General features: G+C 61.1%; 18 protein-coding genes and 1 rRNA gene. 6 read left to right on the top strand and 13 right to left on the bottom strand.

The features are described 5' to 3' along the window. Positions 1-24: 24 nt before the first annotated feature. Together mnmG and rsmG are read left to right on the top strand one after the other, a co-directional pair. Complete coding sequence (gene mnmG, locus OXH56_07890; protein MCY3555227.1) at positions 25-1,959, top strand: tRNA uridine-5-carboxymethylaminomethyl(34) synthesis enzyme MnmG; 1,935 nt, start codon at positions 25-27, stop codon at positions 1,957-1,959. Between the two features lies 1 nt (position 1,960). Continuing rightward, positions 1,961-2,629: a 16S rRNA (guanine(527)-N(7))-methyltransferase RsmG gene (gene rsmG / locus OXH56_07885; protein ID MCY3555226.1), complete on the top strand. Its 669-nt coding sequence runs from the start codon at positions 1,961-1,963 to the stop codon at positions 2,627-2,629. Between the two features lie 187 nt (positions 2,630-2,816). Here rsmG and OXH56_07880 read toward each other — a convergent pair whose 3' ends face one another. From OXH56_07880 to OXH56_07825, 12 genes are all read right to left on the bottom strand, one after another. Continuing rightward, entirely contained in the window at positions 2,817-4,058 is a 1,242-nt protein-coding gene (locus tag OXH56_07880) for a molybdopterin molybdotransferase MoeA (GenBank protein ID MCY3555225.1), read from the bottom strand. A 10-nt stretch (positions 4,059-4,068) separates the two neighbouring features. Beyond that, complete coding sequence (locus OXH56_07875; protein ID MCY3555224.1) at positions 4,069-5,364, bottom strand: molybdopterin molybdotransferase MoeA; 1,296 nt, start codon at positions 5,362-5,364, stop codon at positions 4,069-4,071. Positions 5,365-5,394: 30 nt separating this feature from the next. Beyond that, complete coding sequence (locus OXH56_07870) at positions 5,395-7,143, bottom strand: aminopeptidase P family protein (GenBank protein MCY3555223.1); 1,749 nt, start codon at positions 7,141-7,143, stop codon at positions 5,395-5,397. Positions 7,144-7,198: 55 nt separating this feature from the next. Continuing rightward, positions 7,199-8,410, bottom strand: coding sequence for a bifunctional glutamate N-acetyltransferase/amino-acid acetyltransferase ArgJ (argJ, locus tag OXH56_07865; GenBank protein MCY3555222.1), 1,212 nt, complete (start codon positions 8,408-8,410; stop codon positions 7,199-7,201). 2 nt (positions 8,411-8,412) lie between these two features. After that, on the bottom strand, positions 8,413-11,652 hold the full coding sequence (carB, locus tag OXH56_07860) for a carbamoyl-phosphate synthase large subunit (protein ID MCY3555221.1): 3,240 nt from the start codon (positions 11,650-11,652) through the stop codon (positions 8,413-8,415). A gap of 258 nt (positions 11,653-11,910) precedes the next feature. Next, on the bottom strand, positions 11,911-14,619 hold the full coding sequence (locus tag OXH56_07855) for a tetratricopeptide repeat protein (GenBank protein ID MCY3555220.1): 2,709 nt from the start codon (positions 14,617-14,619) through the stop codon (positions 11,911-11,913). Positions 14,620-14,697: 78 nt separating this feature from the next. Next, positions 14,698-17,184 (bottom strand): DNA internalization-related competence protein ComEC/Rec2, encoded by a 2,487-nt coding sequence (locus OXH56_07850; GenBank protein MCY3555219.1) that lies wholly within the window; start codon positions 17,182-17,184, stop codon positions 14,698-14,700. A gap of 9 nt (positions 17,185-17,193) precedes the next feature. Then, the gene (locus OXH56_07845) at positions 17,194-17,532 is read right to left on the bottom strand and encodes a hypothetical protein (GenBank protein ID MCY3555218.1); all 339 of its coding nucleotides are present in this window, start codon (positions 17,530-17,532) and stop codon (positions 17,194-17,196) included. 56 nt (positions 17,533-17,588) lie between these two features. Then, positions 17,589-17,852 (bottom strand): hypothetical protein, encoded by a 264-nt coding sequence (locus OXH56_07840; protein MCY3555217.1) that lies wholly within the window; start codon positions 17,850-17,852, stop codon positions 17,589-17,591. A 70-nt stretch (positions 17,853-17,922) separates the two neighbouring features. Then, positions 17,923-18,138 (bottom strand): hypothetical protein, encoded by a 216-nt coding sequence (locus tag OXH56_07835; GenBank protein ID MCY3555216.1) that lies wholly within the window; start codon positions 18,136-18,138, stop codon positions 17,923-17,925. A gap of 22 nt (positions 18,139-18,160) precedes the next feature. Continuing rightward, the gene (locus OXH56_07830) at positions 18,161-18,451 is read right to left on the bottom strand and encodes a hypothetical protein (GenBank protein MCY3555215.1); all 291 of its coding nucleotides are present in this window, start codon (positions 18,449-18,451) and stop codon (positions 18,161-18,163) included. Next, the gene (locus OXH56_07825) at positions 18,444-19,085 is read right to left on the bottom strand and encodes an ABC transporter ATP-binding protein (GenBank protein ID MCY3555214.1); all 642 of its coding nucleotides are present in this window, start codon (positions 19,083-19,085) and stop codon (positions 18,444-18,446) included. Before OXH56_07825 ends, OXH56_07830 begins: the two co-directional genes overlap by 8 nt. Positions 19,086-19,402: 317 nt before the next feature. Here OXH56_07825 and OXH56_07820 point away from each other — a divergent pair, with 317 nt between their 5' ends. Next, the gene (locus tag OXH56_07820; protein ID MCY3555213.1) at positions 19,403-20,500 is read left to right on the top strand and encodes an energy transducer TonB; all 1,098 of its coding nucleotides are present in this window, start codon (positions 19,403-19,405) and stop codon (positions 20,498-20,500) included. Positions 20,501-20,537: 37 nt separating this feature from the next. On the opposite strand, the gene OXH56_07815 is transcribed toward OXH56_07820, so the two are convergent. Continuing rightward, the gene (locus OXH56_07815) at positions 20,538-22,397 is read right to left on the bottom strand and encodes a sigma-70 family RNA polymerase sigma factor (protein MCY3555212.1); all 1,860 of its coding nucleotides are present in this window, start codon (positions 22,395-22,397) and stop codon (positions 20,538-20,540) included. Positions 22,398-22,998: 601 nt separating this feature from the next. Here OXH56_07815 and OXH56_07810 point away from each other — a divergent pair. The 3 genes from OXH56_07810 to OXH56_07800 form a co-directional block, all read left to right on the top strand. Beyond that, entirely contained in the window at positions 22,999-23,493 is a 495-nt protein-coding gene (locus OXH56_07810) for a TlpA disulfide reductase family protein (GenBank protein MCY3555211.1), read from the top strand. Between the two features lie 232 nt (positions 23,494-23,725). Next, positions 23,726-24,697 (top strand): lipoyl synthase, encoded by a 972-nt coding sequence (gene lipA / locus OXH56_07805; protein MCY3555210.1) that lies wholly within the window; start codon positions 23,726-23,728, stop codon positions 24,695-24,697. Positions 24,698-25,036: 339 nt separating this feature from the next. Next, positions 25,037-25,964, top strand: a 16S ribosomal RNA gene (locus tag OXH56_07800); the annotation flags it as partial.

Raw genomic sequence — 25,964 nt, 5'->3', positions numbered from 1 at the left:
ACGTGGAACAGGGACCAGGCAGTGGTGCAAAACAACCAGCTGACATGGGTTGAAGTCCTCGTCATCGGCGGAGGCCACGCCGGGTGCGAAGCCGCCCTGGCGTCGGCGAGAATGGGCGTGGAAACGGCGCTCGTTACCCTTGATGCGTCGAAAATAGGGCAGATGTCCTGCAACCCTTCTATCGGCGGCCTGGGAAAGGGGCAACTCGTTCGGGAGGTCGACGCGCTCGGCGGCGAAATGGGCAAGGCTGCGGACGCGACAGCCGTGCAGGTCAAGATGCTGAACACGCGCAAGGGTCCGGCGGTACAGTCCCTGAGGTCCCAGAATGACCGCGTGGCCTACCGGGACTACATGCAGCGGGTTATCGGGGAGACGCCGAACTTGACGGTGGTGGAAGGCGAGGTCGCGTGGCTGGACGTCGATCAGGGTCGCGTGACGGGCGTCCGGACCAGCGATGGACGCGCCATATCCTGCCGTGCCGTGGTCGTGGCTTCGGGCACTTTTCTTAACGGCGTCATGCATCGCGGCGCGAGCAATTCACCCGGAGGACGTCTCGGAGAAAGAGCGGCCACGGAGTTGTCCGATTCCCTGCGGGACCTGGGGTTCGATATCGGCCGGCTGAAGACCGGCACGCCGCCCAGAGTGGATGGTAAATCCATAGATTACAGTGAGTTGGAGATCATCCCCGGGGACGAGTTTCCCGAACATTTCTCCCAGGACAGGCTGTCGCCGCCCGATGAGCAGCTGCCGTGCTATTTGACCTTCACGAACGCCCGGACCCATGACATTATCCGTTCCGCGCTGGACCAGTCGCCCATGTACTCTGGCCGGATCACCGGCCGCGGTCCCAGGTACTGTCCATCCGTCGAAGACAAGATCGTACGGTTCCCCGACCGGGACAGTCACCAGATCATCCTGGAACCCGAGGGATGGAATACCGACGAAGTATACGTAAACGGCTTCTCCACCAGCCTTCCGGAACCGGTACAGGACCGTGCGCTGCACACGATCAAGGCCCTGGAGCAGGCGGAGATCCTCCAGTTCGGATACGCCGTCGAATACGATTTCATTCCACCCGACAACCTGTCCCGGTCCCTGGAAACGCGCCAGGTCGACGGGTTGTTCCTCGCGGGACAGATCAACGGTACCACGGGCTATGAAGAAGCCGCGGCTCAGGGCGTTCTGGCCGGTATCAATGCCGCGCTGAAGGTCAGCAGCCGCCCGCCGTTCACCCTCGATCGGGGCGAGGCCTATATCGGCGTAATGGTCGACGATCTCATCACGAAGGGAGCGGACGAACCCTACCGGATGTTTACTTCGCGTGCGGAATACCGACTGCTGTTGCGGCACGACAACGCGGATATGCGCCTGTCCGACCGTGCTTTCGAAATCGGTGTGATTTCAAGGGAACGACACGAGGCCACGGTAAGCCGGCGCCGTCTGGTGGAAGTGGAAACGGACCGGCTGAAGAGGGAATACGTGGCTGCGGAATGTATAAATCCCATACTGGAGAACAGGTCGTCGACACCGGTATCTGAACCCGTGTCCCTGTACAAGCTGCTTTCCCGCCCGGAGATACAGTATTCCGACCTCTATACCGTAGACCCAAATCCCATGGACCATGAACCATCTGTCATCAGCCAGATACAGACGGCGGTTAAATACGCCGGTTACCTCGAGCGCCAGCACAAGGAAATCGCACGCATGCGGTCCTGGGAATCTCGCGAGATCCCCGAAGACTTCGACTACGCTTCCATCCGGGCTATGTCCCATGAAGCACGTGAAAAGCTGGTCAGCATTAGGCCGGCAAACGTGGGACAGGCGTCAAGGATCCCGGGTGTGACGCCAGCCGACATATCCATTCTCGTAGTGCATCTCGAACGTGTTATGGCTTTGTCCCACACCGAAGATACCGACAACGAAAACCGGATGTTCCACGTGGAACATTCCAAGTCATGACATGGACTCCATAGAACAATTCGTTCATAGCATGGAGCAGCTTGGTCATCCGCTGGACGCCCGTAGAATCGGGGCATACGAGCGATACCTCTACGAAATACGCCGCGTAAATCACGTACTTAAAGTTATATCCACGAACGATCTGGAACGTATTCCATCGCGCCATTTCCTCGATTCGCTCATGCCGGCCCTGAAGGGTGTCCTTTCCAGGGACGGCTTGATCGTAGACATCGGGAGCGGCGGCGGTTTCCCTGCGGTTCCACTCGCCATCTTCCTTCCTGAAACCCACTTTGTGGCAGTCGAATCAAACCAGAAGAAATGCGCCTTTCTTAAGGCGGTGAGGCGGGCAATATCGCTGGATAATATGAAAGTCTGCAATATGCGGATGGAACAGTTGCCGAAGTGTGCACCGGACAGCATGTATGACGCCGCGGTGGCGCGGGCCGTCGGCTCGATCGGTCGGCTTGTGAATTGGAGCGGGCCTGTTCTGAAACCAGGAGGGAAGCTGGTCTGCTACAAGGGTCCCGGCCCGGAAGCAGAGATCGAATCGGCAGCGTCAGTCATGGAGGCGCAGGGCATGGTATGGGAGGCCACCGTTCCATACGAAAAAGGGGTGGGTGACTCTCCTACCCTTGTGGTGATCAGCAAGAGCGAGAAGGAAGGCGATTAATTCGGGACGGTGTGTATTATCGGAAAGACTACGTCGGTGAAGACAGGAAGTGGCCAGATGGAAGGAAAAACGACCGATGAATCAGGCTACCCCGTCACCGATCGTCCATCGTGGTAGAAAAACGTATATACATAATAATATACGTGTCTGAGTAGTACTTTCTAAAACTTCGTAACCTATTTAATTATCAGTAGTTACGGGCAGAAGATAGCCCGCTGTAACCTCCGAGCAACATGACCTCAATTTCCTGGCCGGCCGGCATGAGTTCCTGGTCTTCGTGACTCACGGCCAACCCGTCGGCTATAGACATGGATCTCAGAATACCGGAGCCTTGCTCACCCGTACGCGACGCGTAGTACTGGTCATCCCGCTTCTGGAGGGTCACGCGAATGAACTGCTTGCGTCCAAGGGATTTCGTAATGTCTTCCAGGAGGAGGGCCTTGATCGTGGGGCGGTAGATGTGGGTGTATCCCTGCATCTTGAGCAGGGCGGGACGCATGAAGAGCTCGAAGGTCACCATGGACGCCACCGGGTTACCGGGCAGGCCGAACAAGATGGTGTCGTCGATGGAGCCGAAGGCGAGGGGACGACCGGGTGTCATGGACACCTTCCAGAAGGCCATGGAAGTGCCAACGGCCTCGAGGGCGGCCTTGACGTAATCGTATTCTCCCACCGAGACCCCACCCGAAGTGATGACCGCGTCCGCCAGGATTCCGTCGCGCAGCGCTTCTTCCAGTGCGTCCTGCGTATCGGGACAGATTCCCAGCCTCAAAGGTATGCCGCCGGCGTCCGCCACCAGCGCGGAAAGGGCGTATCCGTTGCTGTCCACGATCTTGCCGTCCTCGAGCGGCTCGTCCACGTCGACGATCTCGTCGCCGGTGGACAGAATGGCAACCCTTGGCCGGCGGTAGACCGACACCTGTGAGCGGTTGGTGGACGCCAGCAGGCCCACTTCGGCCGGCCGGACCAGCATGCCGGACGGGATGATAAGGTCCCCTTCGCAAAGGTCTTCGCCGGCCCGGCGAAGGTCCGTCCCGGGTTCCACGGCCTGGAGAATGCGTACGCGACGCTCATCGAGTCTCAGGGAGCGTTCGGCGCGGACGATGGTATCGGCGCCATCGGGCACCGGCGCGCCCGTCATGATATGGATCGCCTGTCCCGGTCCGACGGCGCGTTTGGCCACGTATCCGGCGGGAAGGTCCTCGACGATCTCCAACTCCGCCGGGGAATCCGGCGACGAGGGTACCGTATCCTCGGCCCGCACCGCGTAGCCGTCCATGGCCGAGTTGTCCCAGGGCGGCTGGTTCCTCGTGGCGTGGACGTCTTCGGCAAGTACCCGGTCGCGCGCGGAAGCGATGTCGACGCGCTCCACGCCGATTGGACGGATCCGGTCCAGAATGGTGTCCCGGGCTTCGATAACGGAGATCATCGCGCGGTCCTCACGGTGAATCCTTTCCGGCTGCGCCCTGAATGGTCCCGTCGCTTGTTCCGGCCGCGCCGAATCCGGCCGCACCCATCAGCAGCACCTGGACCTCGGATCCGCGGGGCACGGAGGTTACGCCCGTTTCCACGACGACGAGACCGTTGGTCCCGGTCATGGAACTGAGCATGCCGGATCCCTGGCCCGCGACGGTCGAGGCGTAGAACCGGCCTCCGGTACAGGTGATCCTGGCGCGCAGATAGTGCCGCCGGTCCCCGCCGGCCGTCAGATCGTTCTCGAGTTCCGCCTGGACCGTGGGCAGGCGCCAGTCATGGGGGCCGTAACCCATCATCTTCCGCATGGCGGGCCGCGCGAAGAGGAGGAAGGAGACCATGCAGGAAACGGGATTGCCCGGCAGACCGAAGAACGGCTTGCCCTGGAGCAACCCGTAGGCGAGGGGTTTGCCCGGCTTCATCTTCACCCGCCAGAAACGCATGTCCGTGCCGAGGTCTTCCAGCACTTTTTTCACATAGTCGTAGTCTCCCACGGAAACGCCGCCGGTGGAAAGGACGATATCCGCGCGCAGCGCCGACCGTATGGCTTTCGAGATCTCCGCTTCGCTGTCCCTGGCGATGCCCAGGTTGACCGGCCGGCCGTTGCATGCCCGCACGAGCGCGGCCAGGGAATAGCTGTTGCTGTTGACGATTTTTCCCGGGGTGAGTTGTTCGTCGATGTCGACGACCTCGTCACCCGTGGAAAGGATGGCCACGGCCGGGCGCCTGCGCACCGCGACCTGGGACCGCTGGAAGGCCGCCAGGAGGCCGATCTCGCCCGGACCGATTTCGGCGCCGGCGAAAAGGACCTGCTGGCCCTGTTTTACGTCTTCTCCCCGGTAGCGTACGTTCTGGCCCGGCGTTACCGATTTCAGGATCTCTACACCTTCGGCGTGCTGCCTGGTGTGCTCCACCATGACGACAGCGTCCGCGCCTCCGGGGAGGAAGGCGCCGGTCATGATGCGCGAAGACTTGCCGGGAACCACGTGCGCGGAGGGAACGGTACCCGCGGGGATCTCTTCGAGGACCTCGAGGCGGCAGGGAGCGTCCTCCGATGCGCCGGAGGTGTCCTCGGCCCGGACGGCATAACCGTCGACGGAGGAGTTGTCCTGGGGCGGCACGTCGAACCTGGGCGCCACGTCTTCGGCGAGCACCCGGTCCTGGCTCTCGGCCAGCGGCACGCGCTCGATACCCGAGACGGAGACCGAATCCAGCACGATCTCCTGGGCCTCCTCCACGGTAAGCATCCGGTCCGCGGTCATGAATCCATCCCGTTAGCCCGCGGCAGGGGATTACCTGCCGTCGGGATTCGCCATGAAGGCTTCGATTTCCTCGATCGTCCGGGGCGTGCCTTCCGACAGCACCCGGTGTCCGTCTTCGGTCACCAATACGTCGTCTTCGACGCGTACCCCGATATTCCGGTATCGCTCGAAGGCGGGCCGTATCGCCTCGATGAGCGCCCGGTTCCGCGACGTGTCGTCGAGGTTCACCAGCGTGTCCTCCCGGACGTAGATGCCCGGTTCCACCGTGATCACCATGCCCGGCCTGAAGGGCATGTCCCTTCCGCCCACGTCATGGACGTCCAGCCCGATCCAGTGGCTCGTGCCGTGCATATACCACATGCGGTACTGGTTTCCCGATGTACTTGTGATCAGCCCCAGTTTCAGGAGTCCGTCCGCGATCACCTTCCGCGCCACCTCATGCACCCTGCGCATGGTCATGCCCGGCCGGACGGCGGCGACGCCCCGGGCATGGGCCTCGAGGACGACCTCGTAGATTTCGCGCTGTGCTTCCGAGAAAACCCCGCCGACCGGGAACGTCCGCGTGACGTCGGCCGTGTAGTATCCGACGGCCGCGCCGATATCGGCCAGGACGAGTTCGCCGCTTGCGATCTCCCGGTTGTTTTCCTCGTAGTGCAGGGTCGTGGCATTGGGTCCCGAAGCCACGATGGACGGGAAACCCCAGTGCGCGCCGTGCGTGCGATAGGTGGAAAGAATGATGCCGTCGAGTACGGATTCGTTCAGTGTTCCGCCCGGGCCGCCTGGTCCGGCTGGTCCCGTTGTGGCGGAAGTGCCGCCCCGGCCGCCCGGTCCGCGAGTACCGCCCTGACTGCTTGCCCGGCGCATGATGGCGCGCTGCGCCAGGCGGGTGATGTCGACGGCGCGCTGAAGCCGCTGCAGCTCCCAGTCCGATTTGACGACGCGCAGGTCCCGGAACAGCCCGGTCGCCAGCCGTATCTGGACGGCGGGAAAACGGGCGGACTCCGAGGCGAACCGAAGGGCTTTCGGATACCGGCTGCCGTACCTGGAACTGGCGTCGGCCAGGAGCCAGACGGGCACGGGCGTTCCGTTCTCGACGGATTCGCCGATGGCCCGGTAATCCCCTGCGTCATCGGAGAGACGTTTTTCATAGGCCACGCCGTGGAGGACGGCCTCCACGAAGGCGTCGAATTCTTCACTTGGCCAAACCTGGGTGATCCCGGTCCGGCGGCGGGCTTCTTCCACCCCGATCATGTGTCCGGTCCAGATTTCCCGCGCGGGGTCGCGCCTGGGGAGGAAGAGGATCTCCTTCTGGCTTCGATTCCCGGACACCAGCACGAGCGTGGCGCCGGGCTGGCTGATGCCGGTCAGGTAGAAGAGGTTGCTTTCCTGCCGGTAGGGATAGTTCACGTCGTTACTGAATACCTTGGGTTCCGCCCCGAAGAGGATCATGATCCCGCTGCCCATGCCGTCGAGGATCCTGGTCCGCCTTTCCGCCAGCTCCGCCACCGGTACCGGACCGGGGTCTTCCGTGATCGACAAGGACCCGGTCTGGGCGGCGGCCGGGGAAGCCGAAGTGACGCCATAGAGGGCCGTTCCCCAGAGCGCGGCAGTGAAGATCGTGCACAGCACGGCGGAGAAGACCGGGCCGAGCTTGTGGGTGGCTATCCCTGGAGTGGCACGGGCCGTGCGCAACGAGGCGCGGGCCGTGCGCAACGAGGTGCGGGCCGTGCGCAACGCGCTGCCGGCCGCAAATAGGCCAAATTCAGGACTTGGTTTCATGAGACATCTTCCGTGGTGACGGCCCGCAAGGCCGCGTGAAATCGTTGGTGGTGTATCAGGTGGTATATTCCGCGTTCACGGTCACGTATTCGTGGGACATGTCGCAGGTCCATACCGTGGCCGCGCCGACTCCCAGCTTGAGATCGATTTCGACGGGTATTTCACTGGCGGAAAGGGCTTCCCGCATCATCGGCTCGTCGAGAGGGAGTCCCTGGCCGTCGCGCGTCAACTGGTGACCGCAGAGGAACAGGTCGATCGTGTCCGGGTCCGATTCGGCGTCCGCGTACCCGACGGCGCAGAGGATCCGGCCCCAGTTGGGATCGTGGCCGTAGATGGCCGTCTTAACCAGGGCGGAATTCGCCACGCTCATGCCGATCGTCCGGGCGTCCTCGTCCGTCCGGGCGCCCCGCACGCGGATCTCCACGAGTTTGGTCGCGCCTTCGCCGTCCCGGGCGATCTTCTTCGCCAGGTCGGTACAGACGTGCTCCAGCGCTTCGGCGAACCGCTCGTAGGCGTCCCCGGCCGGCTGGGTTATCTCCGGATTGCCCGCGGCGCCGTTGGCCAGGATGAACACGGTGTCGTTCGTGCTCATGTCCCCGTCGACGGTGATGCAGTTGAAGGACTTGCCGACGGCCCGCTTGAGGGCCGACTTCAGGGCGCCCGGCGCGATGGCGGCGTCCGTCGTGACCACGCCGATCATCGTGGCCATATCCGGACAGATCATGCCCGCGCCCTTGGCGATACCGCCGACCACCGCGGCCGTACCATCGAGATCGAACCGCACCGCGCAGGTCTTGGGTACCGTGTCGGTCGTCATGATCGACTCGGCGGCGTCCGGGTCAGGACCCAGCGGCTGCCGGTCCAGCGCTTCCCGGATGCCTTCGCGGATCACGTCCATGGGCAGGGGCCGGCCGATGACCCCGGTGGAAGCGACGAGGATCTCGCTCGCGGGTACGGACAACCCTTCGGCCACCAGGGCGGCCATCTCGCGGGCGTCCGCCATGCCGGGTTCCCCGTTGCACGCGTTGGCGTTGCCGCTGATGACCACGACGGCTCGCGCCATGCCGGTCTGCAGATGGTCTTTGGAAAGGACCACCGGTGCGGCCTGTACCCGGTTCGTGGTGAACACCCCCGCCGCGGAGGCGGTCCCGCCCGCGTCGATCACCGCCAGGTCCTTTCGGCTGCCCTTCGGACTATTGATGCCGCAGCCCGCCGTATTGGCCAGGAACCCCTTCGGGGCCAGTATGCCGCCGTCTACCGTCTGCATGGTCAAACCCTCGCTTCTTTCAATGTCTCGTGCCACTCCTGCAGGCTCTTCACCGAGATCTCGCGGCCCTCGTTCTTGAGCGCCTGGATGGCCTTTACCGCGGACCAGGCCGCCGAGAGCGTGGTGATGCACGGGATGTTCGCCTCGATGGCCGCGCGGCGGATCATGTAGTCGTCGTCCCGCGCGCTCTTGCCCAGCGGCGTGTTGATGATGAGTTGGATGTCGCTTCGCCGGATGTGGTCCACGATGTGCGGTTCGCCCTCCCAGACCTTGTTGACCCGGACCACCTCCAGGCCGGCGTCCTCCAGCGTCCGGCCGGTGCCGCTCGTCGCCATGATCGTGAAGCCCAGCATATCGAGCTCCCGGGCGATTGCGACGACGTTCTCGTGGTCGAAGGCGTTGACGCTGACCAGGACAGTGCCGGACAGGGGCAGGGAGCCGCCCGCCGCGCTCTGTCCCTTGGCGAAGGCGATCCCCGGTTCCTCGTAGATGCCCATGACCTCGCCGGTCGACTTCATTTCGGGTCCGAGCAGGCTGTCCGACCCCGCGAATTTGACGAAGGGCAGCACAACCTCCTTCACCGAGGCATAGGGCGGGATAATTTCTTCGGTGAAACCGAGTTCCCGCAGCGTCTTCCCCACCATGACCCTCGCCGCGAGCTGGGCCAGCGGCACGCCGATGGCCTTGGAGACGAAGGGTATCGTCCTCGAGGCGCGCGGGTTGACCTCCAGCACGTAGACCACGTCGTTCTTGATGGCGTACTGCACGTTGATCAGTCCGACGACCTTGAGGCTTCTCGCCAGGGCGTGGGTGTAGTTCCTCATGGTGTCGATATGCATAGGCTTGACCATGTAGGGCGGCAGCACGCAGGCGCTGTCCCCGGAATGGATGCCCGCCTCCTCGATGTGTTCCATAATCCCGCCCAGGACGACGTCCGTCCCGTCGGAGACGGCATCCACGTCGTATTCGAAGGCGTCCTCGAGGAACTTGTCGATGAGGATGGGATGCTCGGGGGACACGTGGACGGCGGTTTTCATGTAGGCCTGCAGGGAATCGTCGTCGTAGACCAGGGCCATGTTGCGGCCGCCGAGGACATAGGAAGGCCGCACCAGCACGGGGTATCCGATCTCGCCCGCCACCTCGCGGGCCTCTTCGAAGGAAAAGACCGTCCCGTGGGGCGGATGGGGGATGCCCAGCGCCGTCGTCAGGGCGCCGAACCGCTTGCGGTCCTCGGCCAGGTCGATGCTGTCGGGCGACGTGCCGATAATGGGCACGCCCGCGCGTTCGAGCGGCAGGGCCAGCTTGAGGGGCGTCTGCCCGCCGAACTGGACGATCACGCCGTCCGGCTTTTCCGTCTCGACGATGTTCATCACGTCTTCGAAGGTGAGGGGCTCGAAGAACAGCCGGTCCGAGATGTCGTAATCGGTGCTCACGGTCTCCGGGTTGCTGTTGACCATGATCGTCTCGTATCCGTCCTCCTTCAGCGCCATAACCGCCTGCACGCAGCAGTAGTCGAACTCGATCCCCTGGCCGATGCGGTTCGGCCCGCCGCCGAGGATCATGATCGTCTTCCGCGTCTTGGGCCGGGTCTCGTTCTCGGTCTCGTAGGTCGAATAGTAGTAGGGCGTCATGGCCTCGAACTCGGCCGCGCAGGTGTCGACAGTCTTGAACACGGCGTCCACGCGCGCCTCGATGCGCCGGGCGCGGACCGACCGCTCGTCGCTGCCGGTCAGGTGGGCGATCTGCACATCGGAGAAACCGGCCTGCTTGGCCTTGTGCAACAGGTTCCGGGGCATGGACCCGTTCCGGTGCGCGCCGATCTCGCCCTCGAGCTCGACGATGTCCCGCAGGTTGTGCAGGAACCAGGGATCGACGCCGGTAAGCGCGTAGATCTCTTCGATGGGCATGCCGAGTTGGAGGGCGGTCTTGATCTGGAAGATGCGCTCCGCCGTGGGCCGGGCCATCTGCTCCCTGAGATCGTCCAGCACGCCGTCCACCTGATCCTTCCCGTCCGCGCCGAGGCCGTGGCGGTCTATCTCCAGACCCCGGAGCCCTTTCTGGAGCGCTTCCTTGAAAGTCCGGCCGATGGCCATGGTCTCGCCCACCGACTTCATCTGCGTGCCGAGCTGCGTATCGGCATTGGGGAATTTCTCGAAGGCCCAGCGCGGGATCTTCACCACCACGTAGTCGATGGTGGGCTCGAAGGATGCGGGGGTTTCGCGGGTAATGTCGTTCGGGATCTCGTCCAGCGTATATCCGACCGCCAGCTTCGCGGCGATCTTGGCGATGGGGAAGCCCGTGGCCTTGGAGGCCAGGGCCGAACTGCGGGACACGCGGGGGTTCATCTCGATGGCCAGGATGCGGCCGTCTTCGGGGCTGACGGCGAACTGGATATTCGATCCGCCCGTCTCCACGCCGATCTCCCGGATCACCTTGATCGAGGCGTCCCGGAGCGCCTGGTATTCCTTGTCCGTGAGGGTCTGCGCGGGGGCGACCGTGATGCTGTCGCCGGTGTGCACGCCCATGGGGTCGAAATTTTCGATGGAGCAGATGATGACCACGTTGTCGGCCAGGTCGCGCATGACCTCGAGTTCGTATTCCTTCCAGCCGATGACCGACTCCTCGATCAGCACCTCGGTGATGGGACTGGTGGACAGCCCCCATTCGACGGCCTCGGCGTATTCCGATTCGCTGCGCGCGATGCTCCCGCCCGCGCCGCCCAGGGTGAAGGCCGGCCGGATGATGGCGGGGAAGCCCGTATTCTTCACCAGTTCCCAGGCCTCGTCGACGGTCCGCGCGAAGCCGCCCCGGGGCACTTCCAGGCCGATGCGCTCCATGGCCTGCTGGAACAGTTCCCGGTCCTCCGCCATCTTGATGGCCTCGAGCTTGGCCCCGATGAGTTCGACCCCGTAGCGGTCCAGCGTGCCCGACTCGGCGAGCTCGACGGCGACGTTCAGGGCGGTCTGTCCCCCGAGCGTGGGCAGCAGCACGTCGGGGCGCTCGCGCCGGATGACTTTCTCCACGTATTCCGCGGTGATAGGCTCGACGTAGGTCCGGTCGGCCATGTCCGGATCCGTCATGATCGTGGCCGGATTGCTGTTGATCAGCACGACCCGGTAGCCTTCTTCGCGGAGCGCCCTGCAGGCCTGGGTGCCGGAATAGTCGAACTCGCAGGCCTGTCCGATGACGATCGGCCCGGAGCCGATGATCAGGATGGATTCGATGTCGTTGCGTTTCGGCAAGATGACCCTCAAAAGGGACCGCGGTGAGGCGCCCACGGCGGGGCGCATGCGGTGAGACGCCCACGGCGGGGCGCTCGCGCATCACCTGCGTTCAGTTGGAGCAAACCGCATGAATATAAATTGAGAAGGCCCGAATCGCAACGTTAAAACCGGGCCGAATCGAGTGGGGCGGGTGCTGGCGGACCGAGCGCAGTGGGTGCTGGTGGATCGGGCGCTAACGGTGGGCTGGCCGGGTGCTGTCAGGGTGTGCCGGTGCGCTCATTCCAGCGACCGGAGCAGGACCTCCTGGGCGGCTTCGAAGCCGGGCGCAGCCTCCAGGGCCTTCAGCGCGGCCTTCCTGGCGTCGTCCTTCCTTCCCGCCGCCAGATAGGCGCGGGCCAGGTCGTACTGCGCCTGCACCCGGTCGGTGGTCTCGACCGCCAGCACGGCTTCGTACTCTGGCACGGCCAGTTCCGGCCTTCCGTCCCGTTCGTACAAACCGGCGCGCATCTTGCGGATCTCGGCGTCGAAGGGATCGATCATGACGGCCCGTTCCAGGATGCGGAGGGCGTCCCCGCGCCGGCCTTCCCCGGCGTAGAGCCCGGCCAAGGTCTTGCAGGATTCGATGTCGTCCTCGTCGACGGCGGTGAGGGCCTCGAGGGCCTCCATCGCCGCCTCCGTGTTCCCCTGTTCGAGGTAGATCTCCGCCAGCAATGCGTGGGGGTTGCCGGCATGGGTGTAATTGGCGAAGAGGGTCCGGGCGCGTTCAAGCGGCGCGATGGCTTCTTCGTACCGTTTCTGCATGTGCAACGCCTGGCCCAGCATCAGGTGGGCGTAGAAACTCTCCGGGTGATCGGCCGCCATCGCCTCCAGTTCGGCCATGGACGGCTTCTCGTCGCGCGGCGGCTTGAATTGTAAAACGCGGCTGAGCCCGGCGATCCGTTCTTCGGTATAGTCCGCGAAATCCCGGTCGAAGTCTTCCATGGACCGGCCCGTTACCTCGCGAACGACTTCGGCGGTGGTTCGATTCCTGTTGTACAGGTCCAGCATGTGCCGGACCGCCTCGAATCCGAAGGTGTCCACGATGTATTCCACGACGACCGAGGCCTGGTAGTAGGAAAGGACGATCTGATTCCGCGACTTCGGCCGGGTGAAACCCCGGTTCAGTTCGCTGACGGCGAGTAACTCGCCCTGGATGGCCGCCTCGGTGAACTCCGCTTCCAGGTCCATGTCCCATTCCGGCCGGGCGAGACGCGTTTCGTAGACGGCGATGCCTTCCGCCAGCCAGCGGGGGATCCGGTTGCGCGTCTGCTGCAGATGGGTGACGTGGATGTACTCGTGCCAGAGCGTCTGCCCCCAGTTGAACGTCCCCTTCGGCCGGGCCCTGGGTGAATTCGCCACCACCACCTCGCCGAAGCAGACTCCCAGCAGGCCGCCCGTTCCCGGCACGCCGGCGATGCGCACCATGAAGTCGTCGTTGTCCGGCAGCATCTCGACGAGCACGGGTCCATCCGGCGTGAACCCGTACCGCGGCGCGATCGTCCGGTGGGCTTCTTCGAGCAGGTCGAGGGCCAGCTTCCCGTACACGGCGTCTTCGTCCCGGTGGATCTTCAGGATAAACGGTCCGCTTTCCCTGGTCTCGAAATCTTCGAAGGCGTCGAGCAGTTCCAGCGTGTTGTAGGTCCGGGTGTCGAATGGGTCTCTGTCGAAGGCCTGTTCCAGCATCCGGCGGGCCTCATCCATCTCGCCTACCCGGGTCAGGCTGATCCCAAGCCCGGCGTAGGCCGACCAGAGCGCGGGGTCGGTCTCGATCGCACGGCGGCCCATCTCCACGGACTCCCGGAACCGGTAGCGCCGCGTGAGGTGGTTCGCGATGATTTCGTACAGCCGGCCATAGGAAGGATTTATGTCCAGGACGCGCTGCCGGGCGGCTTCGAATTCGGCCTGGCGGCCCTGGCCGTGGTAAGCGGCCGCCAGGAGGGCATGTGTTTCTGGCGATTCCGGGTTGACCTCCAGGGCCTGGTCCAGCTGGCCGATCGCCTCATCATAGGCCTCGTCCGTCAGGTGGAGACCCGCGAGGAAAAGACGTCCCTCCATGAGCGCGGGGTTGATCGCGAGCGCCTTCTGTACTATGGCCTCCGCCGGCAGCGGCTGTTTCTCCGCAAGCGCCTCGGCCAGGCCCATCAGCGCCGGCGGATATCCGGCGTCGATCTTCAGCGCGTCTTCGAAAATCCCCGTCGCTTCCGCACGGTTGTGCTTGTCGAGGAAGAGGCGACCCCATGCCACGTAGGCATCGAGATACTCGCCGTCGACACGTGTCGCGGCGGCCAGAAACGAGTTGGCCTCGTGAGAAAGCTCCAGGTACCGCGCGGCGAGCCCCGCGGCCATCAGGTTCGGTGCGTTCGGCGGTCCTTGTGATCCAGTGTTCCTCAGGACCTCGCGGCACAGTTCGAGGCCTTCATCGGTCCTGCCCGTCGTGAAATACACCTCCGCGAGCCGAACGGTGGCCAGCGCCGGACCGCCCTGGCGAGACCGGGTAGCGGCCAGCACGGCCTCCGCCTCGTCATACCGCCCCAGGCCCAGGAGTAGTCTGCCAAGCAACGCGCGCATGTCGGCGGTGTATTCGGTCGCGCCCGCCTGCTCCACCGCGCTACTCAGGAGTTCGACGGCCTGATCATACTGTCCGACGGACATGTGAAGCCGTGCAAGCGCCGACATCGTCTCGTTTCGCCGCTCCTGCTCATCACGATTGCCGGTACCGGCGGTGCGCAGGCGGGCGTTTTGCCTCGTGACCTCCGTCTGGAGTTCCTCGATCCGGTCCACGTAGCGCTGGCGCGCCGCAAGACCTTCCTTGATCGCTTCTTTGAAGGCGTCGCCGTCCTGGGCGGAGCGGTTCTGGGCTGTTGCGCCCTGGGCGTTAGCAGGGGGAGGGATTTCCGCCGCGAAGAGCAGCAGAAGCACCGCGAGCAAAGGGGCGGCTCTGATCATATTGGACCGGGGTATAAATCGGTGTTAAATATATGTTTGATAATGACTTATGTTGTGTTATCGAAATATAGACCGAGGTTATTTTGCTGTCAAGAGAAACCCATCCACCACCTGGCCGGGCGTGGGACCGAGGGGTCGTGGCGGCGCAAAGTACGACATGTCCCAGGAACGGCCGTTGCTGCGGATCACAACCGCGCCGCCCTCGTCCGTTCGAAACACCTCCGCTCCCCGCCGCCTGTACCGCTCAATGACCTCGGGCGAAGGGTGGCCGAAGGCATTGTACATGCCGGCGGAAACGGCCACCGCCTCCGGGTCGACGGCGTTCAGGAAGGTCGTTCCGCTCGACGAGCGGCTTCCGTGATGGGGCGATTTGAGCACCGTGCTTTTCAGGATGGACGGCCGGCGGACGGTAGCGGCTTCGCCTTTTTCCTCGATGTCGCCGGTAAGGAGCATGCTGAACGCGCCAAGGGACAGGCGCAGGACCAAGGACACCTCGTTGGAGCTGGACTTCGACGGGCCTGTCAGGAACAGGGGATCCGGATGAAGAAACAGGCCGCGCACGCCGCCCAGCGCCGCGAGGGTGTCCCCCCTCGCGACCATGCGGTACGGGATGCCGCGCCGGTCGATGGCCTCGCGCCAGGCCTGGTAGGAACGGGACTGAGAACCGACGCCGCTCGAAAGAACCTCGCCCACTTCAACGGACTCCACGACGGCCCGAAGTCCGCCGTAGTGGTCCAGGTCGGGATGGGTGACGATAATCGTATCCACGCGGCGGTATCCTTTCGCACGCATGAAGGGCAGGATGACGCGGGCGCCGGCGTCGTAAAAATGCGTACGGACGCCACCGTCGACCAGGAGGGTGCGTCCGTTGGGACAGGCAATGAAGATGGCGTCCCCCTGTCCGACGTCGAGGACGGTGATCCTCAGCGACCGGTCGGGCAGCAGGTTGTAACAGAAGAGCAAGAGAGAAAGGGCCAGCAGACCCAGCCGCGTCCGCCGCGCCCGGGACCCACCCGGTTTCCAAAGCAGCAGCAGGCCCGCGCCGTAGAAGGAGCCATAGAAGAGCGTGGAAGGCGCCGGCACCTCGACCAGCGCGGACGGCGCGCCGGAGAAGGTCTTCGAGAGGTGGATCATGGCGAACAGGACCAGCGTGTTGACGGCGCTGAAGAGGCGGGCGATTTCGATGGCCAGGGGGCCGGTCAGGGCGGTGAGCACGCCGAAGGTCGTGTTCAGGAACACCAGCGGCCCGATGAATAGATTCGCCACCGCCGACATCCAGGAAACCTGGTAGAACGTACCCGCTACCACGGGCAGCGCGCCCAGTTGCGCCGCGACCGAGACCAGCAACCCGTCCCGCAGCCAGCGGGCCCACCATTTCTCCGACCGTGAAATCCGCTCGGGGAGCAGTTCCTTCATCCGGGGATATCCCGTGATGATAGCGTAGGTCGCCAGGAAGGACAGCTGGAAGCTCAGGTCGAAGAGGGCCGAGGGCCAGATCAGGAGAATGACGATGGCCGCCACGGCCAGGATGTTGACGGTGTCGGTCTGACGGTCCAGCTGGCGGCCCGCCAGGAAGAGCGCCGCCATGATCGTAGCCCGGATGACCGACGGCGTCAGGTTGGTGATGAAGGCGTAAAGCACCAATACGCCCAGCGTGCCGGCGACGACGATGTTCCGCGGCAGTCTCAGGACGGACAGCAGCGTGTGGATCACCAGGGTAATCAGGCCGACGTGCAGCCCGGACACGGCCAGGATATGGGCCAGGCCGATCGTCCTGAAGGTGTGGAGCAGATCCTCGGGCAGCTGCTGCCGCGCACCCAGCAGGATGCCTTTCAGCAGGGCGGCAGAATCGCCCCGCATGGTCCGGTCGATGGACCGGTCGATGCTGCTTCGCAGCGGGTCGATGACCCCGGTCTGCCAGGTGAACGACGTACTGCGCCGCGTCACGCGATAGCTGCCCGCATCGCGCACGCTCACCAGCGCGTAAACCCCCCTGCTCCCGTAGTAGGTGCGCGCGTCGAATCCGCCGGGGTTGCGAGCGGGTTGGGGGCTGCGCAGGCGTCCCGATACGAGGACGCGGTCGCCGTACCGGCCGGGATCGATGCCGCTGTTCAGGCGGACCTGCAGGCGGCCAGTCACGGGGGCCGCTTGATCGGTGGCGGTCGCCATGCCAGGCGACTCTCTTGAAGCCCAGCCGACAACGCCCAACGAGATGGAGTCCACGTCCATCGTAACCAGGGTGAAACGTGCTCTCGCATCGGGCGATCGGACGATCGTCCCGGTCAGCACATGCCGTTGCCGCTGGTCGCAGAATCTCCGGATGTCGTTCGCGGGCACGACCCGCACCTGTACCGCGTACCAGAAGGCGCCCGCGAACATGAGGCTCAGAGCCATGAATATGCGAAGGTACGGCGAGGTGGTTCCACGGGTCCGATAGAGCGCGTAACCCGCCGCGATGACCGCGACTGCACCTAGCGCAAATAGGACAGGCGATACGTCGACGCGGTGTCCCAACAGGATGCCGATTACAAAACACACCGCGATGAACAGGGCCGGGCGTTGCATGGTGGACGTCTACTTCCCCTGTTCAAGCAAAATGCGCTCGAGCCGGTCGAAACGGGCGTCTACCTTGTCTTCCAGACGTGCAATCCGGTTGTCCATCTCACCCATGTCTTTCTGCATTTTGTCTTCGAAACGATCGAACTTGGCGTTTACCTTGTCGAACGTCGAATCGACTTTGCCCAACTCTTTCCTAAGGTTGTCCTCGAAACGGTCGAATCTCGCGTCGATCTTGTTCAGTTCTTCCCCTATGTCGGCTTTCAGTTCATGCCGGCTGCCTTTCGCCTCCCGCCAGAAGAAGATGAAGGCGGTCAGCAGGATCAGGGGCTGAGCCCAGAGATGTACGTGTTCCATGATGCTCCTTTCGCGGCACTCCCAGATGAACAGAGCGGGTGACGCATGTGAGGTGGTTAATTTCTGCCTTCGATCAGTGCGCTTTCGAGACGATCGAAACGGGAATCCATCTTGTCCATGTCTTCCCGGATTCTGTCTTCGAGGCGTTCGATCCGGGCATCGATTTTGTCCTCGAATCGATTGAATCTCGCGTCGATCTTGTTGAGTTCTTTCTGGATGTCCTCTTTTAGTTCCCGCCGGCTGCCTTTGGCCTCGCGCCAGAAGAAGATGAATGCGGTCAACAGAATCAGGGGCTGAAGCCAGAGTTGCGCGTGTTCCATGATGCTCCTTTCATGGTTTCAAGATTTGATCGTGGATATCGTTTAAGAAACCGGTATGTGTCTTCTCCATTCAGGTCTTCTTTTCCGTTTCAAAGGGGTTGCTTATCCGTGCAAAGGCCCCAAGCAGCCCTTCTATACGGGATACGTGTTCGCCCAAATGCGCAATCCGTTCCTCGATTTGCGAGACCCGCTCAGTGAGTTGAGAAATCCGCATGTCGAGGCTGCGCCAGACGAAGAGCAGGATCCCGATTACAACTACATTGCTGATGACGTTGGTAGCGTCCATGTTCGTCTCCTTTCCTGTTTACTCAGGACTTCTTTTCCGATTCAAAAGGGTTGCTTTTCCGAGCGAAGGCCTCAAACAGTCCTTCTATCCGGGAAATCCGCTCACCCAGGTGTGCAATCCGCTCGCCCAGGTGCGCAATCCGTTCCTCGATCTGCGAGACCCGCTCATCAAGGTGATCGATTCGGTCACTCAGACGCTTATCGAGTTGAGAAATCCGCATGCCGAGACTGCGCCAGACAAAGAGCAGGATTCCAATTACGACTACATTGCTTATAACATTGGTAGCATCCATATTCATCTCCATTTCAGACAATCGAACGATCCTCCTCAATCACGCCATCGCGCAACCTGATGATCCTCCTGCAATGCCGGGCGATATGCGCTTCGTGGGTCACCAGTATGATCGTATGTCCTTCCCCGTTCAGACGATCGAAAATCGCCATGATCTCCTCCCCGGTCCCGCTGTCCAGGTTTCCCGTAGGCTCGTCCGCCAGGATGATGGACGGTTCGCCGACCAGCGCACGGGCGATGGCCACGCGCTGGCGCTGCCCGCCCGACATCTCGTTGGGCCTGTGGCTAGCCCGGTCGCTCACGCCCACCGCTTCCATGGCTTCCATGGAGCGCCAACGCCGTTCCCTGCTGTCCATGCCGCGGTAGAGGAGCGGCAGTTCCACGTTGTGCAGCGCGTCCATTCTCGGGAGCAGGTTGAAGGCCTGGAACACGAACCCGATCATCCGGTTTCGGATGAAGGCCTGTTCGTCGTCCGTGAGGTCTCCGACGGACCTGCCGTCGAGGGCGTACCTGCCCGCCGTGGGCGTGTCCAGGCAGCCCAGGATGTTCATCAGGGTGGATTTGCCGGATCCCGACCGGCCCATCACGGCCATGTATTCGCCCCGGTTGATGGTGGCGGATACGCCCCGGAGCGCGGAAATGCGGCTGTCTCCCATCGGGAAGGTCTTATACAGATCTTCGACGGAGATCAGGGTAGGGGTATGAATGGATTGACGCACGACGCCTCCCTGTGACCGGGTGTGTGATTCGGTGCTATACAGGAATGGTCGTGATTACGTGGGGGAATCTCGTGGGAATTGCGGTTTTGTCAGGAAACCTACAAGACAGCGAGCAAGCAAATCATCAGTGTATTCGTCGATGCTTGTGGGAACCCGTTCAGTTGACGGGACGTCTGCATCCATATACCATAGTTATCCCTATACAATTATTGTTTTTCCTGAATTTAACGTCCCTTTACTAAGGAAACAGAGACATGTCCACACCCGACTCACGCACGAACACTCACATATACCTTTACGTCGCCTTTGCCGTCCTCGTCGCATTGAGCGCCGGCCTCCTCTGGCACAATGACCAGCAAAGGCAGGACGTTCAAAATCTGCAGCACAGTCTGTACAACGCCCAGGTGGAAATCCGCGTGCTGCAGGCGCAAACGATATTCGGCACGCCGTTTATTGCCCCCTTCGACGCGCTCGACCAGCACGGCCAACCTGCAGCAATGCCGGATCTCGGCAAGGGGTACCAACTCTTCTTGTTTTTCAAGTCTTGGCATCACCCAAGCCGCCTCGACATGATGGCTTCATTTGGATCGATGATCGGTGACAATGTCCCGGTAGTCGGCGTACTCCAGGGAGAGTCTGCCGATGAGATCGCGCCTATCGTGGAGAAATTCAGGTTGAGCTTCCCGGTGTTCCTGGCAGCCGACTCTCCCTTCGATCTGCCCAATACACCCCACATTGTGCTGATCGATGAAGTCGGCAACGTTTTGCACCTGGCACCCATCGGGTCCGATACCCCATCAGTGGAGGGACAAATCTCGGAATTTGCGCAGATGGTGAGGCGACTGGAATCGGCCGTCCAGCCGGAGCTGGCAGGTCAACCGGACACAGCCGTCCAATCTGAGTCGGCAGGTGGCCAACCGGAAGGAGATCAATCGGAACTGGCTGCTCAATCGGCGCCGGAAGGAGATCAACCGGACCCGGCAGACCGACCGGACCAGATGGCCGACCAGTTGGCTGACGAAAAAGTTGGGATTTACTGGCCCACAGCGGTGGATACGAGAGCAGAGACTGTTTATTACCCCGAAGTCCCCACAGGCGTCGTCGATCTAAATTTCGATGGCGTCGTAGTGGTTCAACTCGTGGTAGGCACGAATGGCAACGTGGACACGGCATTCGTCGAAAGATCGTCAGGTTTCACTGATGTGGATTCTTTGATGGTGGACGTGGCTCGTAAAACGGTCTATACGCCGGCAGTACATGACGGTGAACGCGTAAAGATGCGAAAGTCGCTTCCGTTTATGTTCAGGAATAGACCCCCATCCCCGGACGTGGAGACCGTCACGGAGGAGTGATGCATGGTGTGAAACCCATGCACCGATTCAAGAGGTTTCAACTGAACAATTCGATACTTGCTTTTCCGCTTTCTGTCGAAACCACAAAATCTGCAGATGCAAAATCGATGATAGATGACATGGTCAACCAATGGCCGCTGCATTGAGTATTGAACAATGGTATGGTTTCTCTGGTGTTACCATAATCGAAACTGCCGCACAGCGAGTGCAGGGATACGCTGGTTTCCGGAGCGATGGCCTCATGCAGGGTGAGGTTGATATCGCCAGATACTGTTCTAAGCCTGAACCGTGATTCCGGTTGCCTGGCAGTCTGTTTCAGATGTGTCGTACCGTATCTGTTGTATATGGCCACCTTTCCATTCAGGTCCGATGCGTGTAACTCGTATCTACCAACGTCGATATCCACATCGCCCTCTACAGTATCTATCTCCCCTTCCCAGAGGCCAATGTTGTCCATGACGTTATCCCGCCATTTGCCCCCTCCGTAGTCGTACATTCGATGAAACAGCTTCCCCCCGATATGCTGCATTTTGGTGAAAGCACAATTAAACAGATACACGTCCTTGCCGATATGCGATAGCGTGCTGACGTTGCGGCAAGAATAGATCATCAGTGAAGCGTCCACATGTTCCGCACTGATTTTCGAAGGTCTGAAAACTGATACGTTTTTGCTTTTCGGAACAGAAATCGATATGTGACAGTACTCGGACGGACCGAAGACGTTTTCATTCTGCCACCACATAGCCTTGAACACACCTTCAATCTCACCATTCATGGTGGATTTTTTTGTGTCCAATGGGCATACCTCTTGAGTTTGAACAGACACTCGAATCGATTTTCCCAAACTCTTTCTAACTGACTCGGGAAGGGATGGAAACACTTCGATATCTTCTTTTAAATGAGGAAAAACATCGATCAACCTGTTCCCGGCGCTTACTTCATACAATGCCCATTCGTTTGTCAGATCACGCTTCCAATATTCACTGATACGCCGCGTTTCCGCGGTTGGTACGTCGTGGTCGGATCTGACACCCAGGAACAACTCCCCTTCGTGAGGCCCAGTTGTATAGAAATCTTCGACCACATCCCTTGAAACAGAAATCTCTTTTAACTGGCTCCGGGCCGCTTTCTCAGACGTCCCAAGCGCGATCTTGGAGCCTTCGATTACAAGCTTATTGCCCTTTGCCGGTTTAATCTCCACTTCTGTACTAATCCCACAGTAAAGGACGATGTTTTCCACGTCGCCCATATCGATCGTTTCTTTGAAGTCTTCTCTGGCGATCTTGCAGACCACATCCTGGACATCTTCGGTGACATCGATCTGGCTCATGGCGATGGTCTCCTTTTCCTGGGGCGACAAGGCGTTTTTCAAGCGGATTCGGGACTGGTAAAGCCGTCCTCTCGCCGTGGATTCCGGAATGTCCAAAAAGTCGGCGATCTCTTTCAGTGAAAAGCCCGTGTAGTAGTACAGATTGACGACCTGGCGATAGTGTTCGGGCAGTCTCTCGACTTCATCCCAGAGTTCAAGGCTTTCGATGTAGTCCTGGTGGTTCCGAGCCGCCACGGGATATTCGTCGCGTATGTGTTCGGTATTCGGATCGACACGAACCAGTCGGCTGGCTTTCTTCCGGCGGCTCCATTCCTTGCATCGGTTGACGACGATTCTGTGTAGCCAGCTGCCGAAGATGGCCGGGTCCTTCAACTGCGACAACTTGCAATAGGCGGCCACAAAGGCGTCCTGTACCGCGTCCTCCGCGTCTGTCCTGTCCCGAAGGAATCCCATGGCCACAGCGAATGCGGCATTCTGGTAACGCCGGACCAATGGCTCGAAGGCGTTGGCGTTTCCCTGCAGGCACAGGTGAATGTTGTACGTGTCGTCTTGTGTTGTCGTCGTCATAACTTGCTCAATCAGAGGGAGGTTCAGTTGATGAACTTCGCCAACTCCTACACGTACAAAGCACCTGGTTTATACAGGAGCAGCGTGCCTGTAGTATAAGACGTTGCCGAATCTCTAAAGATCAAAACGAAACGAAGATCCTAGTTGACTATTTTTAGTTCGATAGTTAGATCAAATGTAGCATTTCCCGTCGCTCGAAATCTCGAAAACCGAGATTCCAATCTCTTTACTCTAGTTCATAGCATAACGCCTTCACGTCGTTAAATGGACGACAGGGGCGTTTTTGTTTAAGGAGGAAGACTGTGGAAAAGAAAAAGGGGCAAGGACTTCAACATGTGAAGGTAATACGAAGCGGCGGTTTTCGAGTTGATATAAACAAGTATCTTGAATCCAGACGATCCAAGGCTGCTTCAGGACAGTCCAAATCAAACAGTTCGAAAGGTGGATCCACCAGGAAAGGGTAGTAACTGTGATAGTGGTATATTCCCGTTGCAACACCGGCCCCGTATCCCCTATATTCAATATTAGATGTAATACATATATAGTCGAAGCATGGTTTGAACCTGTCATTATTCGAATTCAACCAGTACGGGAGTAATCTATGGCGTTCCTGGAAGCCGGGGTCGCGGCCCCGGAAGTCGCGCTGGAAGACGCGGACGGCAATTCGACGTCGCTGGGCGATCAGGCGAACGGCGACTGGATGCTGGCGGTCTTCTACAAGGTAGGCTGCGGGACCTGCAAGTTCAGCGCTCCTTATTTCGACAAGATCCACCAGGCCTACGGCGGCAACGGTGGATTCCGGGTGCTGGGCGTCTCGCAGGATACGCCGGAGGAAACGAAAGCGTTCATGGACGAGCATGGCGCGTCCTTTACGAACGTGTACGACACGACCCACTGGGCCTCGTCTGATTTCGGCCTGACGAACGTGCCGACCTGGTTTCTCATGGATGAGGGCGGCGGCATACTCGACAGCAACACGGGCTTCTGCCGGACCGACCTGAACGACCTGTCGAAGACCATCGCGGGCCACCTCGATGAGGAGGCCGTGGTCATTTCGCCGGGGGACGACGGCGCACCCGAAATGAAACCTGGATGAGGCTCGAAACAACCGGTCGGGCCTCGACCGTAACCCGGAATAAGAAGAGCAAGTAAAGTACCTGACATCCATGGCGGCCGCTTCGGCGCGGAACGACGGTTCACAGCGCCGGAGGGTCGCTTTTTGTTCCTGTAGCGCGCGGGTCGCGCATTTGAATCGGCTGATCGGACTCCATGCCGGCCGTGCCTGCGCCGGGAACCACGCATCGGCGTCGACCACCACTAGCGGACTCATGAGCGAAACGACTACATCCCACGTGCCCAAGCCCCCGTGGCTCAAGGTGCGACTGAAGCAGGGGCCGAACTTCCAGGAACTGAAACGCCTGGTCGGGGACAACCGGCTCCACACCATCTGCGAGAGCGCCCAGTGCCCCAACATCTGGGAATGCTGGGAGCAGCGTACCGCCACCTTCATGATCCTGGGCGACATCTGCACGCGCAGCTGCGGGTTCTGCGCGGTGAAGACGGGCCGGCCGGACAAGGGGCTGGACTGGGACGAGCCCGAGCGCGTGGCCGGGGCCGTGGAGAAGCTGGGATTGCGGTTCGCCGTGATCACCTCGGTGAACCGGGACGAGCGGGACGATGGCGGCGCGCCGATCTTCGCGGAAACGATCCGGGCCATACGGCGCAGGTGCCCGGGCGTGGGCGTGGAAGTGCTCATCCCGGATTTCAAGGGATCGGAAGCGGCGCTCCAGACCGTGCTCGACGCCCGTCCCAATCTGCTGAACCACAACCTGGAGACGGTGCCGGACCTGTACCGGACCGTGCGGCCCCAGGCGCGATACGACCAGTCACTCGAGTTGCTCGAGCGCGCGAAGGCCCGGGGCGCGAAGACCAAGACGGGCATCATGGTGGGGCTCGGCGAGACCGACGAAGCCGTCCACGCCCTCATGCGCGACGTGGCCGCGGTGAACTGCGACATCCTAACGGTGGGGCAGTACCTGCAGCCGACGAAGAAGCATCTGCCGGTACGTAAGCATTATCATCCGGACGAGTTCGCCCGGTTCAAGCAGGCTGGCGAAGCCTATGGCATCCCGCACGTGGAGTCCGGCCCCCTGGTCCGCAGCTCCTATCACGCGGCCGACCAGGCGGACAGCGTGGGCGGCGGGCGTGCAGACGACGCGGCATCAGACAACGGCGGTGGACAGCCGGCAAACGACAACGGGTTGCTGACCATTGATCCGCTCGGAACATCGCCCGGATAGATCCTCCCGGCGCGTTCGTGGTCGGGTGGGTGACCGGCTCTGCTAAACCCGGTCCCCAACAGCCCCTAAATCCGGCCCCTTGAACCCGCCGTATCGGGCACCGAAACACTGCCCGGATAGCATCCGCAGACGCGGTCCTGAACGCACGTTTGGTCAACAGGAATTAAAAATAAAGAAACCTGTTGACTTCGATTGACCGGCTGTGTATCTTGCGCGGGTTGCGGTAAGTTTACGCTCTTTGAAAACATGGCAGCGTGCATGTCCTTAAGTCGTCTGACAAGGCTCTCCGGATCCGTCCGGGGAGTTCACAGCAGATGCAATTCCAGATTGAACTTCTCTTATATGGAGAGTTTGATCCTGGCTCAGAACTAACGCTGGCGGCGTGTCTTAGTCATGCAAGTCGAACGAGAAAGCGTTCTTCGGAACGTGAGTACAGTGGCGGACGGGTGAGTAACACGTGGGGAACCTGCCCTCAAGCTGGGAACAACCCGCCTAACGGCGGGCTAATACCGAATGTGGTTGTCAGTCCGCATGGTATGACAACTAAAGGTGGCCTCTCCTTGGAAGCTACCGCTTGTGGATGGCCCCGCGCTCAATTAGCTAGTTGGTAGGGTAACGGCCTACCAAGGCGACGATTGATAGCCGACCTGAGAGGGTGATCGGCCACACTGGGATTGAGATAAGGCCCAGTCTCCTACGGGAGCCAGCAGTCTAGAAATTTGGGCAATGGGCGAAAGCCTGACCCAGCGACGCCGCGTGGGGGATGAAGCTTCTCGGAGTGTAAACCCCTGTTAGGTGGGACGAAAGCCCGTATACGAATAGTAGGCGGGTTTGACGGTACCACCAGAGGAAGCTCCGGCTAACTCCGTGCCAGCAGCCGCGGTAATACGGGGGGAGCAAGCGTTGTTCGGAGTTATTGGGCGTAAAGGGCGTACAGGCGGTGGTGTCAGTCAGATGTGAAATCCCCCGGCTCAACCGGGGACCTGCATTTGATACTGCATCACTTGAGTACAGGAGAGGAGAGCGGAATTTTCGGTGTAGCGGTGGAATGTGTAGATATCGAAAAGAACACCAGTGGCGAAGGCGGCTCTCTGGCCTGATACTGACGCTGACGCGCGAAAGCTAGGGGAGCAAACAGGATTAGATACCCTGGTAGTCCTAGCCGTAAACGTTGGGCACTAGGTGTTGGAGGTATCGACCCCTTCAGTGCCGAAGCTAACGCATTAAGTGCCCCGCCTGGGGAGTACGGCCGCAAGGCTGAAACTCA

The organism is Gemmatimonadota bacterium, assembly GCA_026702745.1.
Lineage (GTDB): Bacteria > JAAXHH01 > JAAXHH01 > JAAXHH01 > JAAXHH01 > JAAXHH01.
Note: the sequence above shows the minus strand (reverse complement) of the source record. Positions and strands in the feature narration are given on the sequence as shown.